Here is a 19021-nt window from a genome sequence, read left to right on the forward strand (position 1 = left end):
AATGTCATGTCTACTACAACAAGACCTCATATAGATGATCCATGTTGGACTTATCGCCCTCATATGGACCAAATTGAAAGCCCTATTTTAGACACTGTATTACGAGAACGGGAACACTATACGTATGACCACTATACGGCTGATGATGTGCGCCGTGCTCTCAAAGAAGATACCATTGATGTAGAGGGACTAAAAGTCTTGCTTTCTCCGGCGGCAGAACCTTTCTTAGAGGACTTGGCAGAGAAAGCAAAAGCAGTGCGTACACGATACTTTGGAAACTCTGTCTATTTGTTTACCCCCTTATATATTTCGAATTATTGCGATAACCTGTGTGTGTACTGTGGATTTAACTGTAAAAACCAAATTCATCGAGCTAAATTAGATGAAGCAGGCATTGAAGAAGAACTAAAGAGTATTGCAAAAACAGGATTGCAAGATATTTTAATTCTTACTGGTGAAAGTGAGCGTCATAGTCCCATTTCGTACATTGGTCGTGCCTGTGAATTGGCAAAAAAATATTTTAAAGTAGTAGGTGTTGAAATATATCCTGCTAATGTGGCAGATTATGAATACTTGCGAGCATGTGGCTGTGATTATGTGACTGTTTTTCAGGAAACCTATGACTGGGAAAAGTATAAAACATTGCATCTACTGGGCAATAAAAGTGTATTTCCTTACCGACTAGAAACGCAAGAGCGTGCTTTACGAGGCGGTATGCGTGGTGTTGGGCTAGCCGCTTTGTTGGGATTGGACAATTTTAGAAAAGATGCCTTTGCCACAGCCTTGCATGCACATCTATTGCAGCGAGCCTATCCCCATGGAGAAATTAGTATTTCATGCCCTCGACTTCGACCGATCGTCAATGATGATACTATTAACCCCGGTGATGTAGGGGAAGCTCAATTATTGCAAGTGATTCTGGCTTATCGCTTGTTCTTGCCTTATGCCAATATTACAATCTCGACTCGTGAGACGGCTCGATTCAGAAATGGCGTATTGCCCTTGGCAGCGACAAAACTTTCAGCTGGCGTGAGCACAGGTATTGGAGAACATTCCTCAGAAGAAAAGAAACAAGAAGAAGGGGATGCTCAATTTGAAATCGCTGATAGTAGAACGGTAGCGGAAGCAATGGAAGATGTGAAAGCCCTAGGTATGCAAGTGGTGATGAGTGATTATGTGGATGTACTTTATGAAGAGCGATAATCCAACCATAGATACCTTAGTACTTATTACGAATCGACAGCTACTAAATGATGACATTAGCCTAGATTTATATGGACAAGCTTTGTCACGTGGCATAGAAAAGATTAAACAGAATGATAAGGCTGTAGATGACTTGGAAGAAGGCAACTGGATGGGGAAGTTTCCGCACTTGTACACCCTGTGTCGTGACACAGACCTCCCATTTGAGGAGTATCTCCAGCTCTGTGATACCATTGGTAGTACCGTGGTATACCATGGTAAGGGTATTACGAATCGAGAGCAATTAAGGATTGTCTTGGAAAAAGCAAAACGAATTCATATGCCAAGCAACCTACTACGGTATTGGCAATCGGAACAGCAAGAACTGTGGAATACATTGCAACAACAGTGGGCCCATGTTGCACTATGGAGCACAATTCATGATGAAGAAGATGTCCAGTTGTTAACATCGTTGCCAATCCCCAATTTGGAGTGTGTCTTGATTAGCCCAATCTTTTCCACAGTATGTAAAGAGGGACATCCTGGTATCGGTGTTAGTAGAGGGGAAATATTACTACAACAAATACAGAATCATTACCCATATGTCAAAGGCATTGCATTAGGTGGTATACATAAGAATAATTATATTGAATGCTTACTTCATACATTCAATGGCGTAGCTATTATGTCTGATTTCATGAAGCAAGTGCATAGTAATATATAGATGTAAGAACGCCATACACTTCGGAGCAAATCTCAGTGGAACGTAAATTTGTGGAGAAGTGTATGGCGTTCGCCCCTTACGCTCTAGGCACGAAAGCGGGGAAAGAACGCCATAAACAGCGGAGCACTCTCAGTGGAACGTAAATTTGTGGAGAAGCGTATGGCGTTCTCACCTTACGTTCTAGGTGCAAAAGCGGGGAAAGAACGCCATAAACAGCGGAGTTTGCAAAACATGGCTCAATCCTGTAAAATAGATAGGTAAAGAAGTAAAAGGAGGATCTATGTTACTATCCATTGTTGTGCCTGTATATAACGAAGAAGATAACATTCGAAAATTTTATACGACAGTAAAAGAAGTATTGCAAACTCTTGACTATGACCATGAAATTATTTTCGTTGATGATGGGTCGAGTGATGATAGTGCAGCTATGTTGCGCTATATTGGTAAAGAAGATCCGAAGGTAAAAGTATTGCTCTTAGCGCGTAACTTTGGGCATCAATTGGCATTGACTTGTGGGCTTGATTATGCCAAAGGTGATGCGGTGATTACTATGGATGGAGATATGCAACATCCACCAGAGTTGATTCCTGAGTTAGTTAAACATTGGGAGGAAGGAGCCGATGTGGTTCGTACCATTCGTGACTCTACAGAAGATGCAAGCTGGGCCAAATCCTTTACGTCTAAATACTACTATAAGATATTAAATAAGTTAGCCAATGTACCTATCGTTGAGGGTGGATCCGATTTCCGTTTGATGAATCGCAAATCTTTAGAAGTCTTGAAAACATTTCGAGAACATGGCAGATTCTTGCGTGGCATCGTAGGTGACTTAGGGTTTGTACAGCATGAATTCCATTTTGTGGCCCCTCCACGATTTGCAGGGACTTCAAAATTTAGCGTTAAGAAAATGATGCGCTTTGCCTTAGATGGAATTACGGCATTTTCACGAGTGCCTTTGCGTTTGGCGCTGTACATTGGACTATTATGTGGACTATTGAGCCTCATTATGATTGGACATATTCTATTCGTTCATTTCTTCTCCGATAATGTTATCAGCGGTTGGGCTACACTTGGTGTGGCAATCTTCTTCTTAGGAGGTGTACAACTAGTGGGTATTGGTATTATCGGTGAATATGTAGGACGAATTTTTGAAGAAGTGAAACAACGACCATTATATTGGGTGAAAGATGCCATAAACTGCGACTTAGAACGTAAGTAAGCAGATACACTACGAGAGGAGTCTCTATGACAGGGTATACAAAGAAATGCCTAATACTTGCTGCATTTGTAGGTGTATTAGGTGCCTCTGTACAAGGGGCGTATCAATATGGTGATACGGGAAGTGAGATTGTAGCCATTCAAAAAAAGCTGATTGCAGCAGGCTACAAAGCACGAGAAACAGGCGAATATGATGCCAATACAAAGTGGGCCGTACGATTGTATCAAAAAGATCAGGGCTTGCCAGTAGATGGTATCTTAGGGGATACGACCTACAAAAAACTGATGGGTAAACCGATGCCTAGCGCTACCAAAACAGTGTCAAAGGTGAAAGAAATTTCTAAAAAAGATGCAGAATTGATGGCGAAAATCCAAGCGAAAAAAGAAGGCAATTCAAAAGCCATTACGACATCTGTGAAGCAACAAAAGAAACCGACTACACAAGGCAAACCTGCAACGGTTCAAGTGAAACATAAGGTGACGAATCATACAGCGAAACCATTGCGAACTGTACCAGTTTCAGGGAATGTAAAGGAAATATTGACCTATGCAAATACCTTTACAGGAGTACCGTACAAATTTGGTGGTACTACGCCAGCAGGTTTCGATTGCTCTGGATACATTCGTCATGTCTTTCAGAAAGTGGGCGTTCAATTGCCGCGCCAAGCGGATGAACAATACACGGTGGGAAAAAAAGTAGAGAAACAAAATTTGCAACCCGGCGATCTAGTGTTTTTTGAAACCTATGAACCAGGCGTTTCCCATTCGGGTATTTATATTGGAGATGGACAGTTTATCAGTGCCACATCCAGTAGCGGTGTTGCCGTAGCAGATATTGATGATAGCTATTGGGGACCACGCTATGTAGGCGCTAAACGCGTACTATAATACACAAGCTGTAATGATACTGTCATTACAGCTTTTGCCATATATGCGGTTGCAACATAAAGGAGTTAACTATGACACACGCAGGCATTCATATACAAGATGTGCAATTTTCTTATGGAACACAGCCGGTCATTCACAATATGACCATTACGATTCCCAAAGGTGAATTTTTGCTCGTGGTGGGACCCAATGGTTCTGGTAAAACTACATGGCTTCGCATGGTAGCAGGCTTATTAGAACCTACGGCAGGACACCTCTGTTTAGATGGAATTAGTCCCAAAGAAGCACAAATGAAAGGGCTTATTCACTTAGTGCCGCAAATTTACAATAAAAATGCAGCCCAATTTCCAGCTACCGTAGAAGAAGTGGTAGGACTGGCTTTGTTTCATGTGCCGAAGAAAGATAAAAAAGGGTGGATTCTGGATGCTTTGAAATTAGTTGGCATGCAAGAGTTTTTAACTCGTCGTATCGGTGAACTCAGCGGTGGACAACAACAACGTGTTATGCTAGCCCAAGCATTAGCGCGTAAACCGAACTATATCTTACTAGATGAACCGACCAGTGGCATCGATTACGAAACAAGTAAGAAAATTTATGAAGTGTTGCGCTCCTTAAAAAATGAAAATATTACCGTTATTATGGTTACCCATGATGTAACGGAAGCAATGGAAGTGGCAGATACGATTTTATGTGTGGATGGACATGCATGTTACTATGGACCTTGCGAAGGCTTTATGGATAGTCATCAAGGATCTCGGTTGGCATGGCATGTAGGAGGCTAATATGGACATTTTATCCTATACATTTATGCAACGTGCATTCTTAGCAGGGGTGATTGTAGCCCTTATGTGTCCCTTAATCGGTATGTTCATCGTCATTAAACGACAATCCATGCTCGGCGATGGATTAGGGCATATTGCATTTGCTGGTGTGACAGGGGCATCCTTGTTGAAAGTATATCCACCGCTAGGAGCCATCGTATTGACAGTGACCTCTGCGCTGGGGATAGAATTAGTACGCCGTTACCAAAAACAATATGCAGATATGATTATGGCTTTATTCTTTTATGGCGGCCTATCCTTAGCCATCGTATTTTCTACGATGGTAAAGATGCCTAGTACAGGATTATTGAATTTCTTGTTTGGTAGTATCTTGACGGTGACCATGACAGATATTTATAGTATCGGCATTGTAGCGATCGTAGTGGGTATTATTATGAAATTTGTCTATCATTCCTTAATGCTCACTTCTTTTGATGAAGAAATTGCTCGTACCGTAGGTATCAATGTAAATCGTGTCAATATGATCTTTGCTGTATTAACTGCCTTAGTCGTTGTGATGGGGATGACTGTAGTAGGGATTCTGTTGATCAGTGCCCTTATGATTGTGCCCGTTGCCTCTGCTCATTTATGGAAACGAGGATTTAAAGCTACATGGGGCATTGCCACCGTATACTCCGTACTATCTGTCATTGGTGGACTATGCAGTGCCTTTTGGCTTGATTTTGCACCAGGTGGTACTATTGTATTAACGGCCATAGGACTCTATGTCATTACATTTTTTGTGACCATGGTACAAGGAAAGTAGATACTTTCAGCGCCGTATATGATATAATAAAAGCAATAGACAATTTTAGGAGGGAAACCATGACAGGAAATGAATTACGCCAAGCGTATTTGAATTTTTTTGAAAGTAAAGGACATTTAAAGCAAGAGAGTTATTCTCTTGTTCCAGATAACGACCCATCTTTATTATTAATCGGTGCAGGTATGGCACCGTTGAAACCGTTTTTCACAGGTAAATTAGTGCCACCTTGTACACGAATTACGACAAGCCAAAAGTCAATTCGTACAGGTGATATTGAAAACGTAGGACGTACAGCACGTCACCATACATTCTTTGAAATGTTGGGTAACTTCTCTTTTGGTGATTATTTCAAAAAAGAAGCCATCCATTGGGCATGGGAATTCTTAACAGAAGTCATCAAACTAGATAAAGAAAAATTATACGTTACTGTATATCCAGATGACCAAGAAGCATACGATACATGGCACAATGAAATCGGGTTACCAGAAGACCATATCAGTCGTTTGGAAGATAATTTCTGGGAAATTGGCGAAGGTCCATGTGGTCCAGATAGCGAAATTTTCTACGACTTAGGACCAGAACGTGGTTGCGATGATCCGAACTGTGCACCAGGTTGTGACTGTGATCGCTTCCTTGAAATTTGGAACCTTGTATTCACACAGTTTAACCGTACAGCAGAAGGTACGTACGAACCATTAGCTAAGAAAAATATCGATACTGGCGCTGGTTTAGAACGTTTGGCATCTGTATTGCAAAATAAAGAAAGTAACTTTGAAACAGACTTGATTTTCCCAATCATTGAGGCCACAGCGAAAAAAGCTGGTGTTACGTATCATACTGATGCGAGCACAGATATTTCTTTAAAAGTTATTGCTGACCATATTCGTGCTATTGTAGCATTGATTGCTGATGGTGTATTACCATCCAATGAAGGCCGTGGATATGTACTTCGCCGTATTTTGCGCCGTGCTGTTCGCCATGGTCGCCTATTAGGCATTCAAGGACCATTCTTGGTACCATTAGTAGATATCGTAGTAGATATCTTGGGTGGAGCTATCACGAACATCGTGGAAAAACAAGACTTCGTCAAACGAGTGGTGGCAAACGAAGAAGAACGATTCAACCAAACATTGGCATCTGGTCTTGATATGTTAAGCCAATTGTTGGATACATTAAAGGCTGATGGTACGACTACTGTACCAGGTCAAGATGTATTCAAGTTATATGATACTTACGGATTCCCTTGGGAATTGACAGAAGAAATTGCTCACGAAGCAGGCTTCACCATCGACCAAGCCGGTTTTGAAAGTGCCATGAACGAACAACGTACTCGTGCTCGTGAAGCTCGTGAAGATGTAGATGCAAAAGTGGCCACTCCAGATATTACACATTTATCCAATGAACATATTTCTGATGATGAAAGTGCTGCAGCATCCACAGTACTTCTTATCGGTGAAGGGGCGAAAGCTATCGACCGTGCTGAAGATGGCCAAGATGTGACGATCATCGTAAAAACGACTCCATTCCATGCAGAAGGAGGCGGACAATTAGGTGATACAGGTTTCATTGTAGGTCCATTGGGTAAAGTAGAAGTACATACAGCGAAAAAATTACCAGAAGGCACTACTTACCATGTAGGGACTGTGGTAGAAGGTAGTATTTCTGTGAACGACGAAGTAACATTCGCAGTGGATGTAGAACGCCGTCAACATATGGCACGTAACCATACAGCAACACATTTATTGCATGCTGCATTGCGTTCCGTATTGGGGACGCACGTTAACCAAGCAGGTTCCTTAGTAACGCCTGATTACTTGCGTTTTGACTTTACACATTTCTCTCCAGTGACAGCAGAAGAATTACAAACTATTACGAACATGGTGAACGAACAAATTCTTCGTGCTTCCACATTGGAAGTAGAAACTATGTCCATTGATGCAGCGAAAGCAAAAGGGGCTATGGCATTGTTCGGTGAAAAATATGGTTCCGAAGTACGTGTCGTATCTGTGCCAGAATTCTCCATCGAATTGTGTGGTGGTTCTCACGTAGAAAATACAGGCTTTATCGGTCAATTCCGTATTACATCTGAAGGCGGTATCGGATCTGGCGTACGTCGTATCGAAGCTGTTACAGGTAAAGCAGCTCTTGCGTTAGCACAACAAGAAGAACATACAGTCAAATCTATAGTTTCTCTTGTGAAAGCAAAATCGCAAGAAGTAGTAGGTAAAGTGCAACAAGTGCTTGATCATGCGAAAGCCGTAGAGCGTGAGTTAGAGCAAGTGAAAAAAGAATTGAATAGCGGCAACCTTGATGGTCTCTTAGCTAGTCAATTCACAGTAGGCGATGTGACAGCTGTAGTAGCGTCTGTACCAGTATCTGATATGGGCGAATTGCGCGATATGGCGGACATGGTTCGTGACAAAATCGGCTCTGGCGTAGTTCTTTTGGGCGCAGCTGGTGGCGATAAAGTAAACTTCGTCTGCATGGCTACGAAAGATGTAGTGGGCAAAGGCATCCATTGCGGTAACATCGTAAAAGCAGCAGCCCAAGCCGCTGGTGGCAATGGCGGTGGACGTCCAGATATGGCACAAGCTGGTGGTAAAGACCCAGCGGCGATGGACCAAGCCTTAGCAGCAGGTAAAGAAGCAATCCAATCTATGGTTGGATAATCGTATTCATAGATGCGACTTTCAGTAGAACACTTAGGATAAGGAGGGATTATATGAATCTTTCAGATAAAACAATGGTGATTAAACCGGTACAAACAACGCCGTTAACACCAGAACAAGTATTTCAACATGTGTTCCAAGCATTGGCAGAAAAGGGATATAATCCGATTAGCCAAATTACAGGATATCTAATTTCTGGAGATCCAACGTATATTACAAGTTACAACAATGCACGTAAAGATATTCGTAGTATCGAACGTGATGAACTCATTGAAGAGCTTGTGAAAGAGTATGTGAAAGCGAAACAGTTATAATGCGTATTATGGCACTTGATGTGGGAAGTCGGACCATTGGTGTAGCATGCAGTGATGCTCTGTATATTACAGCACAAGGCATCGAAACCATTCGCCGCACATCTCACGAAAAAGACTTTCAGCGTATAGCGGAATTAATCCGTGAATATGAGGTAGACACCATTGTGGTGGGCATGCCGAAAAATATGAATGGTACCAAAGGGGAACGAGCGGAAAAAACAGAAGCCTTTGTAGAGAAGATGAAAGAAGTCATCTCCACCCCGGTTGTATTTTGGGATGAACGCTTATCTACAGTGATGGCAGAAAAATCCCTTATCGCCGCTGATGTAAGTCGTAAAAAACGTAAAGAAGTCATTGATAAGATGGCAGCAGTTGTTATCTTACAAGGCTATTTAGATAGTCGTTCATAAGGAGGTTACTATGATCGAGCAAGGGTATGAAGGTGAAGTTTCTGTTATCGTCATTGAAGACGAAAATGGAGAAGAAAGATATTATGAAGAAGAAATGTTGATTCAACATGATGGAAAAGCATTTGCCATTCTAGTATCTCTTCCACCAGAAGAAGAAACAGAACATGATGAGCCAGAAGTGATCATCGCACGCATTGATGACGAAGAAGGAGAGCAAGTATATGTAGCTCCAACAGATGAAGAATTCGATGCAGTGATTAAGTTGTATGAAGAAATGGACTAATTAGTCTTTAGGGCTGTAACAGATTGTCGAAAAGGCAGGTCGGTTACAGTCCTTTTTCCGTATAGTGGTAATCATGTTTAGAAATAATGAGTATAGTGGAGAACTAAGAGATATGGCAACAGAAGAAAAAAAGAAACAAATCCAGTATGAACTATATATTCCCGCCCAATTTAACAAGGTAATGCGAGAGTCATTAGAAACGCTGATGGAGGATATGTTAATAGATATAGGTACTGTCCATGAAGGGGAATCGGTGTATAAAGAAAATGGTGTCATTGACCATTGCGTACTTCGGTTTTCCATGGATGAAGGAGATGAATTCGTAGAGGAAATACTCATCTGTTTGAGAGAAGCAGGCATACCTTATGGTGCTAAGTTATATCAAGATGGAAATGTCATTGCAGAATTAGGCAATTTACATCATATCTATGTTGTGTTGGACGCGTCATTAGGCGATGCGAAACAGTTCAAACGGTTGGATACAAAAATTTCTAGGGCCTTGAAAGAAAATAACGTTGTCAGCGGTACCACACTACGTATCCCAGAGGGAGTGGCTACCTTTGCGTATTATGTAGCAGACAAGGACCTTGCAGTAAGCACCATTGAGAAGTATCTTCGTCGAAGTACGCTAGGAAAAGGGGCTACGATTGATGTGGTAGACTCTGGCCTTACGATTCATGAACGGTTTATGACAGATATATACAGTATCTATCGTGGGGTAGTGCCTGATTTGTGGTCTGCCATTCAAAGTGAGTGGAAAGGTATCTCTTCCCGAGAGTGGATGCAATTGTTGCGACGATATCCAGATACGCCGGAAGGGCTTAGTTTCTTGCTCAATATTGTGAATGGTACGTACCAACAGAAATACACCTCTATGAAGGTCACATTCCCTATGTTCCTCTATGAAGGTAAACGATTCTACTTGCTGTCAGCACGTCAAATGTTAGAATTTGATCTTCACGGACAAGATGTGATGAACATGGATATACTGGGGTCTGATGTAAAACCGTCACAAGTACGAGGTTCTTCTAAACAGAGAAATATGTGCCTGTTTGCAGCGACTGGGGATGGGGAAGAGGCATCGCGTTTCTACCTTGACTATAATCCGACAAAATCCGGTCATGTAGGACAAGTGCTCTATTACGATGGGGACACGCATATGCTAGAAGTGTTGGGGCCGTCTTTCAGTCACGCCTTATTAGAGATTATGAATGAAATGTCTGACAATTTAGCGGATTCCATTCTAGAAAGCGTTATGGAACGTACCATGAATGTAAATATAGAAACATTGGACTTCGACAGTGATGATAATCAGCTCATGATTAGTACCATGGCTAGATTAGCTGAAACAATCATGGGAGATGACATTGGCTCTATCTTGGAATATGGTATGGGCCCCGTGATTGGCAGACGTGGATGTATGGGCATAGTATTGTTAGAAAATACTTCCTTTGATGTGGAGCAATTTAAAAAGGATTTGCTCGCTCAATGGGATATTGTTTCCGTAACGAGTCCAGAGGGGATGAAAGTCCGTGCAGCCGTTACCACAAAAGATGTGGATACCGTCGAAGAAGAGGAGATGGAGGAGGCATACTTCCTAGTCATTGATGACTATAAAGTAATGGTAGCACCATTTTCCTATGCCATGCCGATGGAAATTGTTATGCAAGGGGCTACTCGTAATTATCTTTGGGACGATGCATTGGATGCTGTAATCCAACACACAAGCCATGTGGCGATTAGCATTGTAGAAGGACCTGGCAAGCCATTAGAAGAAGGAATCTTATTAGCGAAATTACTTTCAGTGGCGACGGAGCAAACGGGAGCTACAGCTATCTATACGAATGACGTTCTCTATGAATCGGACATGTACTACAAAGAAACAGAGCATCTACGAGTTGATGCGTTGCCTATGGTGAACCTAGTGTGGGTTGATATCGATTTTGAAGAAGATGGAACCATATCTTTGTATACTAGTGGTATGGAAGAGTTTGACCAACTTAATGTGGAATTCTTGCACTGTCCATGGGATCCAGAGCGTGCCTGGAATTATATCCTTAGCGTGGCGGAATATGTACTGACATCAGATATAAAAGTAGAAGACGGCCATTCTATAGGTAGAACAGAGGAAGAACAACTGATAGTTCATATCGATGAACCAGTCTATGCAGATGGATTGCAAAGTATACAAATTTTCTTTGCTGAAAGTGAAGAAGAATAAATAATGAAAGGGGCTGTAGAATAGTAACAGCCCCTTTTGTCGTATAAACGTCTGGATAGATTTATTTGGATACAAGAATATTTGCATTGTTAGTGTGCTTTAAAGCTATTCGATTTCTATTGACAACTTAAGAAATGATTTGTATTAAAAGTATGGATTACATATGCTCAATTTTGACTTGCAATGTAAAATGGTGTATGGATTGACACCTGCTATATAGAAAAATTGCTATATATACCTGTAAAATGGTATAATATAGTATTAATTGAAAAGGAGATTGCTGTGAAACGATATATAAAATACACATGGATAAGTCTTAGTATCATCTTACTGTTGGTACTGAGCACACTAGCAGGCCTATATTATATCCCTTGGACGGGAGGATCTAAGGATGATGTGGAAACCATCGTCATTAGTGAAAACCAAACAGGAGCGGAAATAGGCAAAGCGTTATATGAAAAAGGATTGATTGTGTCGCCAACGGTATTCCGGGCAGCACTGCGATTGACAGGTGCCATGGATACGTTGCAACATGGACCGTATCAAATTCCGCATCATTCTAGTTTGAAAGAAATTATTGATCGATTGCAAAAAGGTAAGATTCAAAGTATTACCTTAACGATTCCAGAAGGCTTTACGATTGGTGAAATTGGAAAGCGCATTGAAGAACAAGGCATCGATACGCAGGCTGCGTTCATGGAGCAAGGAAAACTATACTCTCCGTATTTATACATGTACGGACCAAAGCCAGTGACCTATCGTGTAGAGGGATTCTTATTCCCTAGCACCTATGAAGTGCCTGTAGGTAGTACTGCGGCAGATGTAATGAAGATGATGGCTGATGAAATGAATCGTCAATTAACACCTAAAATGCGTCAAGATATTGAAGCTCAAGGCATGACAATTTTCGAATTTATCACCTTGGCATCGCTGGTAGAAAAAGAGGCGAAATTTGATGAAGATCGTCCTATTATCGCAGCTGTATTCCGCCAACGTTTGAAAGAGGGGATGCCACTTGAATCGTGTGCTAGTATTCAATATATTCTAGGCTATCCAAAACCATTGATTACCATTGAAGATACAAAATTAGAAAGCCCTTATAATACATACTTGCACAAAGGTTTGCCGCCAGGACCGATTGCGAACCCTGGGTTAAAATCGATGGAAGCCGTACTGTATGCACCAACTACAGACTATTTATTCTTTGTTGCAGATAAAGAGGGGCATCATCATTTTAGTAAAACCTATGAAGAACATTTAAAAATAGTGGATCAAATTTATGAAAATTAAAGATATTTTAAATGAACAACGAATCTATGCATTGTTGCATGATGTACCTATTTTACGAGAATCGGAAGTAGAACTGTTTGAAGATTTAATCGGTCTGTACAAGCCAAAACGAGTATTAGAAGTAGGGACAGCCATAGGCTATTCTTCCTTGTTATTGGCAAAACATATGGATAAAGAAGGTCAGCTGATTTCTATTGAACTAGATGACATACGTCATGGTATGGCAAAACATTTTATTTCGCAGTCGGACTATGCAGATCGAATGACTTTGCTGCAGGGAGATGCAACAGAACTAGTAGATACTATAGAAGGGCCCTTTGACCTAGTGTTTTTAGATGGCCCTAAAGGTCAATATTTAAAACAATTGGAAATCATAGAACCAAAACTATCTGATGGGGCTGTGGTACTAGCAGATAATGTACTGTTTCGCGATTATGTGCGAGGCGGTAAAGAGCCACCTCGTCGATTCAAGACTATCGTGAAACGATTACAACACTATTTAGAATATGTAGAACAAAAAGATAAATACAACACCACCATCTATCCTATGGGGGATGGAATGAGTGTCAGTGTTTGGAAAGGACATAATCATGAGTAAACGACATATGGAATTGTTAGCACCTGCTGGCAATATGGATAAATTAAAAATGGCCATTCGCTATGGAGCGGATGCAGTATACTGTGCAGGCCGTGCCTTCGGGTTGCGAGCGGCTAGTTCAAACTTTGATAATGAGCAACTGAAAGAGGCTGTGGAGTTTGTACATAGTCATGGCAAAAAAATCTATGTGACTTGTAACATCATTCCTCATAACGAGGACTTAACAGGCCTAGAAGACTATTTGAAATTCTTGGAAAGCATTAAGGTAGATGCTATCATCGTAGCAGATTTAGGTATTTTCTTGTTGGCAAAGCGAGTAGCTCCTGGCTTAGAATTGCATGTGAGTACGCAGGCGAATACAACAAACTACTTGACTACGGAATTCTGGAAAGAACAAGGGGCGGCTCGTGTCGTCGTAGCCCGTGAAGTAAGTATTGAAGACATCAAAACAATGCGTGAAAAGGCAGATGTGGAAATCGAAGCCTTCGTACATGGTGCTATGTGTATTTCTTACTCAGGCCGTTGTTTGTTAAGTAATTATATGACAAATCGTGATGCAAACCGTGGTGCTTGTACACAAGCGTGCCGTTGGAAGTATAATTTAGTAGAAGAAAACCGACCAGGTGAATACTATCCAATTGAAGAAGATGAACATGGTACATATATCTTTAACTCTAAAGATTTGTGCTTGTTGAAATACATTCCAGAATTGTATAAAGCGGGCGTAGATAGCTTGAAAATCGAAGGTCGTATGAAGTCTGTTCACTATGCAGCTACAGTATCTAAAGTGTATCGTGAGGCCATCGATGCATTCCTAGAAGAGGGCGATGACTGGTACGTACGTGACGAATGGTATGCAGAGTTAGAAAAAATTTCCCATCGTCCTTACACAGAAGCTTTTGCTATGGAGAAACCAGGTGAAGAGGCACAAAACTATGGTAAATCTTCCAATACGCAAACCCATGATTTCATTGGCCTTGTAGAAGGATACAATGCAGAAGAAGGCTATGCTTACATGGAGCAACGTAATAATTTCAAAGTAGGAGAAGAGGTAGAGTTCTGTCAGCCTCATGGACCGTTGGTAAAACATGTGATTACTCGCATGACTGATGAAGATGGCAATGACATCGATGTGGCTAAACATGCACAAATGAAATTGCGCTTGTATATTGACACACCATTAGAAGAATTTTCTATGATGCGCCGTGAAACAAAGAAATAATAGGTTCTAAGGAGGCAGACTATGCACACACAAGCAATTGCCTATGATCCGCAGTATGTGTACTTTCAGATTGATCGAAGCCAAACCAATTATGTGAATCGCATTTTGGAAGGTTATGAATATGTAGGAGTTATGACGACGGTGAATGCAGAGGGACTTTGTATGATCCGTACCACAGAATCGACGCGAGAACTTGCAAAGCAAATCTTACAATCTTTGCCTGTATCCGTTACTTTGCTAGATACAATAGAATGAGTAAAGGGAGATATACATGGGACGTAAAAATTATGAAAGTATAGGTATAGACTACGATGAGGAACTGGATACGAATGGTAAAAAAAGCGATAGCAACGGACAGAGATATCGCTATACCCTACATATTCCAGCTAAATTCGATGATGATTGCCGTAAATCGTTAGAAACGTTGATGCGCTATCAATTAGAGCATGTTGGTACCGTAGAAGAAGGTGAAAGCGTATACTTAGACAATGGAGAAATTGACTATTGTATTATTCGCTTCTCTATGGATGGTGATCCTACCTTGATACCGGTAGTCGCAGAAGCGTTGGAAGAAATCGCCTTGCCATATGGGTCTAAATTGTATTTCGATGAACATATGATAGCGGAAGTAGGAACGTTGCATCATATTCGTGTCAACTTCGATATGGCACAAGAAAAACCCATATCTAAAAGTGAGTTCACTCGATTGGATGCTAAGATTTCTAAGGCCTTAGAGGGAATTAATGTAGTGAGCTCCACCTATATGAGTGTACCGGATGGTATTGCCTCCTACTTTTATTACGTGGCAGATCTAGATATGGCACTAGAAATAGTTCGTTCTTTCCTAGATCGCAGCTGCTTTGGTCAAACCGCAAACATTGAAGTAGTAGATTCTGGCATGACTGTACAAGAACGATATATGTCTGAAGTATGCCGTGTATATAGATCTATGGCTTTAGAGCTGTGGAAAGAAATTCATAAGGAATGGAAAGCGATTATACCTACTGATTGGATGCAGTTACTGCGCAAGTATCCATACACACCAGAAGGAGTGACCTATTTTCTAAATATGTTGGATGGGACCTTTGGGAAGCAATTTACGTCTTTACAGGTTCCTTTCCCCATGTATATTCATGAAGGGAAAAAGTTTTACTCCTTATCGGCTAAGGAAATGCTAGCTCAGACTGCAGAAGATTTAGATGTACTACAAATGGCGTTGTCTGTGGCTAAACCTAAGCAAGTACGTGCTCGTACTAGTCAGTGGGATGCCTGCTTGCTGGCAGTCACAGGGGATGGACCAGAGGCGTCTCGGTTGTACATCGACTACAATCCAACGAAACAAGGTCATGTGGGACAAATACTATTATATGATGGTGAAAGTCAAGCATTAGAAGTAGTAGCCCCGTCCTTTAATCGATTCCTATTACAGTTGTTGCAAAATGGCTTAGATGCCTTTGTAGATCATGTAGTACAAGTAGTGATGGAAAAGTCATTGTCCATAGATTTAGATACCATTGATCTCCATGATGATGTGAACCGTTTATTGGTTAGCGCTATGGCTAGTCTTACAGATAAGGTGTTAGAGCATGTAGAGCCGCCAACAATCGGTAAGCGAGGATGTATGGGGATGGTCATGCTAGAGAATGATAGTTTTAACTTCCCCCGGTTAAAAAAAGACTTGCTTACCCTATGGGATATTTCCTCTGTGACTAGCCCAGAAGGTGTACAAGTGCGTGCAGCTATGGCTCGAAAAGATATACAGTCTATCACGGAAGATGAATTAGAAGAAGCACATTTCTTACTCATTGATGACTATAAAGTTGTTATCGTTCCCTTTCCATTTGCTATGCCACCGATCATAGCCGAAGGAGCGGCGATGAAAAATTATCTATGGGACGATGCTATGGGTGCTGTCACAGGCCATACAAATCATGTGGCGATCAGTATTGTAGATGGTCCTAGTGATCGCATGGCACAAGAAGCATTGTTGATGAAGTTACTTTCAGTAGTAAGTCAACAAGGCGATGCAGTAGGCATTTATACAAATGGGCTTGTGTATGAGCCGATGGCGTATATTGCAGAAACTGATAAATTGCGTCATGATGAATTGCCTGTGGGAAACATGATTTGGGTGGATTTCGATTTTGAAGAAGACGGTACTGTATCTGGACATACAACGGGTATGGAATCCTATGGAAAGCTAAACATTGAATTGTTACATTATCCCGGAGATGTGGAAGAGATGTGTGCATCTGTGCGTGCAATTGCAGCGGTTGTTTTATCTTTGGAATCGGATGTACAAGATGGAGATATATTAACGATTGATGAGGAAACGAACTATACAGTACGGATTAGTGAAAGTGTACATACAGAGGATGTGCAAACTCTACAAATCTATATTGGTGATTCTGATGAAATAGATGGATAATACTTTGTATAAGAAAAGGACACTGTGATGAGCGGTGTCCTTTTTGGTTAGAAACATTGTCGATAGGTCAATGGTATTGTATAGTTGTTTATTAGAAAAAAGTGGTTAATTGTTCAATTTCATTATACAGTTAACCTTAGAAAAAAGTTTAATAAATTATAAAAAAATACTTGCATAGATGTGGGGGATATGATATTATATATTTGTTGTTACGGTAAGTAACAAACGGTAGCGAAACAGTGTTTCCCAAGGACAGCTAAGATGGATCGTTACTATGGATAGAAGATATCGGGGCATAGCGCAGTTTGGTAGCGCACCTGGCTTGGGACCAGGGGGTCGCAGGTTCGAATCCTGCTGCTCCGACCATTTTCTTATGTGCGGGTGTAGCTCAATGGTAGAGCCCCAGCCTTCCAAGCTGGTTGCGAGGGTTCGATTCCCTTCACCCGCTCCACTTATACATGTGATTGTATTTAATACGTTCCCATACAGAGACAATGTCTATGTGATGGGTTATTTTATTATTTACAGTAAAATAACATGGCATAACTACATATGGTTCAGTAGCTCAGTTGGATAGAGCAACGGCCTTCTAAGCCGTGGGTCGGGGGTTCGAATCCCTCCTGGATCACCACTAACAAAGGATTCTATGTTTTCTAGAGTCCTTTTTATGTTAGAGGGATCGACGCACTAAGGTCTCCGCGTCACTGCGTTCCTAGAGACCTAAGTTGCTTACGTATCCCTCCTGAATCACCAGAGCACAAAGGATTCTACTTGATGTGGGATCCTTTTTATGTGGCAGGGATGCTATCGCTAAGTTCTCTGCGTCGCTACGCTTCTAGAGAACTAAGCTTGCCGCTATCCCTCCTGGATCACCAAGTAAATAGACGGATAGCTCAGATTGAGCTATCTGCTTTTGTATATGATATATATAACGCTAGTTAGTACGCTTCGTTATAAGTTTTCTACGTCTAACTGCGTTCCTTTGTGGAATATATACTAGTAGGAAATTTTAAAGGAGTATAAGTGACAGTTTATGAATTGTATAAATAGGTGGTGCATGGTGTGCTACCGTACTGCATTATAGATGTGGTATAATTTAGTTAACGCAAAGAATGAGGTATATCTATGCAATTCAAGTCCTTTGATGATCTGAGTATTCAAGATAATTTTATTTTTGAAAAGGTAATGCGTGAAAAATCAATTTGTAAGGAATTATTAGAACGGTTGTTAGAGATTTCAATTCTTGATATTGCGTATATTGAAACAGAAAAGACAATGGAATCTGGTCTTGATGATAAAGGTGTACGCTTGGATGTGTATGTGAATGATGACAAAGGAACCATCTACAATATTGAAATGCAAACGTATAAGAATATGCATGAGTTAGTGAAGCGGTCGCGATTTTATCATAGTGCGATTGACCATTACTCTATGGAAAAGGGCGCTGACTATATGACATTGAATGATTGTTTTGTCATTTTTATCTGTACGTTTCCTATATTTTCTGGCAAGCGGCATAAATACACGTATACAAAAAAATGTACAGAAGAACCGGGCAGAGAGTTGGGAGATGGTTTAACTACTATATTTTTAAGTACTAAGGCACAAATGAATGATGTTTCGGAATTATTACAGAATTTTTTAGACTATGTAGATGGTAGACCACCAGTGGATGGTTTAGTACAACAGATGGATGAGATTGTGCATATAGTGAAACAAAGTAAGGAATGGAGGGGCGAGTATATGAAGCTAGAAATGGATCGGAAGAAATACTGGCGTGAGGGAAAAGAAGAAGGTATGTTAGAGGCTATTATTGGTATGTTGCATGAAAAATTATCGGTAGAGATGATTGCCCGTATTACGAATATGTCTGTAGAACAGGTGATTCAAATTGGAAAAGAGCATGCGCTCTTATAAAATGTCTCTTGTGATGCTATGAAAACTTGTGGCACCCATTGAGTGCTTAAACGAACGAGCGCGACACATT

General features: G+C 41.0%; 17 protein-coding genes and 3 tRNA genes. All 20 read left to right on the top strand.

Translation table 11 applies throughout. The features are described 5' to 3' along the window. The first annotated feature begins 6 nt into the window (after positions 1 to 6). The 20 genes from thiH to EO122_RS03295 all read left to right on the top strand — a co-directional run bounded on the left by thiH (position 7) and on the right by EO122_RS03295 (position 18951). A complete protein-coding gene (thiH, locus tag EO122_RS03200; protein WP_127009341.1) occupies positions 7 to 1203 on the top strand; it encodes a 2-iminoacetate synthase ThiH in 1197 nt (398 codons plus the stop codon). Then, on the top strand, positions 1190 to 1906 hold the full coding sequence (locus EO122_RS03205; protein ID WP_164725946.1) for a thiamine phosphate synthase: 717 nt from the start codon (positions 1190 to 1192) through the stop codon (positions 1904 to 1906). Before thiH ends, EO122_RS03205 begins: the two co-directional genes overlap by 14 nt. Positions 1907 to 2186: 280 nt before the next feature. Further along, entirely contained in the window at positions 2187 to 3125 is a 939-nt protein-coding gene (locus EO122_RS03210) for a glycosyltransferase family 2 protein (protein WP_127009343.1), read from the top strand. 26 nt (positions 3126 to 3151) lie between these two features. After that, on the top strand, positions 3152 to 4012 hold the full coding sequence (locus EO122_RS03215; RefSeq protein WP_127009344.1) for an NlpC/P60 family protein: 861 nt from the start codon (positions 3152 to 3154) through the stop codon (positions 4010 to 4012). 71 nt (positions 4013 to 4083) lie between these two features. After that, complete coding sequence (locus tag EO122_RS03220) at positions 4084 to 4794, top strand: metal ABC transporter ATP-binding protein (protein WP_127009345.1); 711 nt, start codon at positions 4084 to 4086, stop codon at positions 4792 to 4794. Between the two features lies 1 nt (position 4795). Further along, positions 4796 to 5599 carry a metal ABC transporter permease gene (locus EO122_RS03225; RefSeq protein ID WP_127009346.1) on the top strand — a complete coding sequence of 268 codons (804 nt, stop codon included), beginning with the start codon at positions 4796 to 4798 and terminating at the stop codon, positions 5597 to 5599. A gap of 59 nt (positions 5600 to 5658) precedes the next feature. Continuing rightward, positions 5659 to 8268, top strand: a complete 2610-nt coding sequence (alaS, locus tag EO122_RS03230) for an alanine--tRNA ligase (RefSeq protein ID WP_127009347.1) — start codon at positions 5659 to 5661, stop codon at positions 8266 to 8268. Positions 8269 to 8321: 53 nt separating this feature from the next. Next, positions 8322 to 8582, top strand: coding sequence for an IreB family regulatory phosphoprotein (locus tag EO122_RS03235; protein ID WP_126937051.1), 261 nt, complete (start codon positions 8322 to 8324; stop codon positions 8580 to 8582). Further along, positions 8582 to 8992, top strand: coding sequence for a Holliday junction resolvase RuvX (gene ruvX, locus EO122_RS03240; protein ID WP_127009348.1), 411 nt, complete (start codon positions 8582 to 8584; stop codon positions 8990 to 8992). The genes EO122_RS03235 and ruvX overlap by 1 nt, the downstream gene beginning before the upstream one ends. A 10-nt stretch (positions 8993 to 9002) precedes the next feature. Next, complete coding sequence (locus EO122_RS03245) at positions 9003 to 9275, top strand: DUF1292 domain-containing protein (protein ID WP_126937049.1); 273 nt, start codon at positions 9003 to 9005, stop codon at positions 9273 to 9275. A gap of 112 nt (positions 9276 to 9387) precedes the next feature. After that, positions 9388 to 11496, top strand: coding sequence for a DUF4261 domain-containing protein (locus EO122_RS03250; RefSeq protein ID WP_164725947.1), 2109 nt, complete (start codon positions 9388 to 9390; stop codon positions 11494 to 11496). 282 nt (positions 11497 to 11778) lie between these two features. Continuing rightward, positions 11779 to 12786 (top strand): endolytic transglycosylase MltG, encoded by a 1008-nt coding sequence (gene mltG / locus EO122_RS03255; RefSeq protein ID WP_127009350.1) that lies wholly within the window; start codon positions 11779 to 11781, stop codon positions 12784 to 12786. Continuing rightward, positions 12776 to 13384 (top strand): O-methyltransferase, encoded by a 609-nt coding sequence (locus EO122_RS03260; protein ID WP_127009351.1) that lies wholly within the window; start codon positions 12776 to 12778, stop codon positions 13382 to 13384. The genes mltG and EO122_RS03260 overlap by 11 nt, the downstream gene beginning before the upstream one ends. After that, on the top strand, positions 13377 to 14606 hold the full coding sequence (locus EO122_RS03265; RefSeq protein ID WP_127009352.1) for a U32 family peptidase: 1230 nt from the start codon (positions 13377 to 13379) through the stop codon (positions 14604 to 14606). The genes EO122_RS03260 and EO122_RS03265 overlap by 8 nt, the downstream gene beginning before the upstream one ends. Positions 14607 to 14627: 21 nt before the next feature. Beyond that, entirely contained in the window at positions 14628 to 14861 is a 234-nt protein-coding gene (locus tag EO122_RS03270; protein WP_127009353.1) for a DUF4911 domain-containing protein, read from the top strand. 16 nt (positions 14862 to 14877) lie between these two features. Then, entirely contained in the window at positions 14878 to 17034 is a 2157-nt protein-coding gene (locus EO122_RS03275) for an SMI1/KNR4 family protein (protein WP_127009354.1), read from the top strand. 289 nt (positions 17035 to 17323) lie between these two features. Continuing rightward, positions 17324 to 17400 (top strand) — tRNA-Pro (locus tag EO122_RS03280). A gap of 11 nt (positions 17401 to 17411) precedes the next feature. Continuing rightward, positions 17412 to 17485, top strand: a tRNA-Gly gene (locus EO122_RS03285). 103 nt (positions 17486 to 17588) lie between these two features. Then, positions 17589 to 17665 (top strand) — tRNA-Arg (locus EO122_RS03290). Positions 17666 to 18159: 494 nt separating this feature from the next. Next, positions 18160 to 18951 (top strand): Rpn family recombination-promoting nuclease/putative transposase, encoded by a 792-nt coding sequence (locus EO122_RS03295; protein ID WP_127009355.1) that lies wholly within the window; start codon positions 18160 to 18162, stop codon positions 18949 to 18951. The last annotated feature ends 70 nt before the right edge of the window (positions 18952 to 19021 follow it).

Origin of the sequence: Veillonella sp. CHU110 (genome assembly GCF_003992255.1) — a bacterium.
GTDB lineage: Bacteria > Bacillota > Negativicutes > Veillonellales > Veillonellaceae > F0422.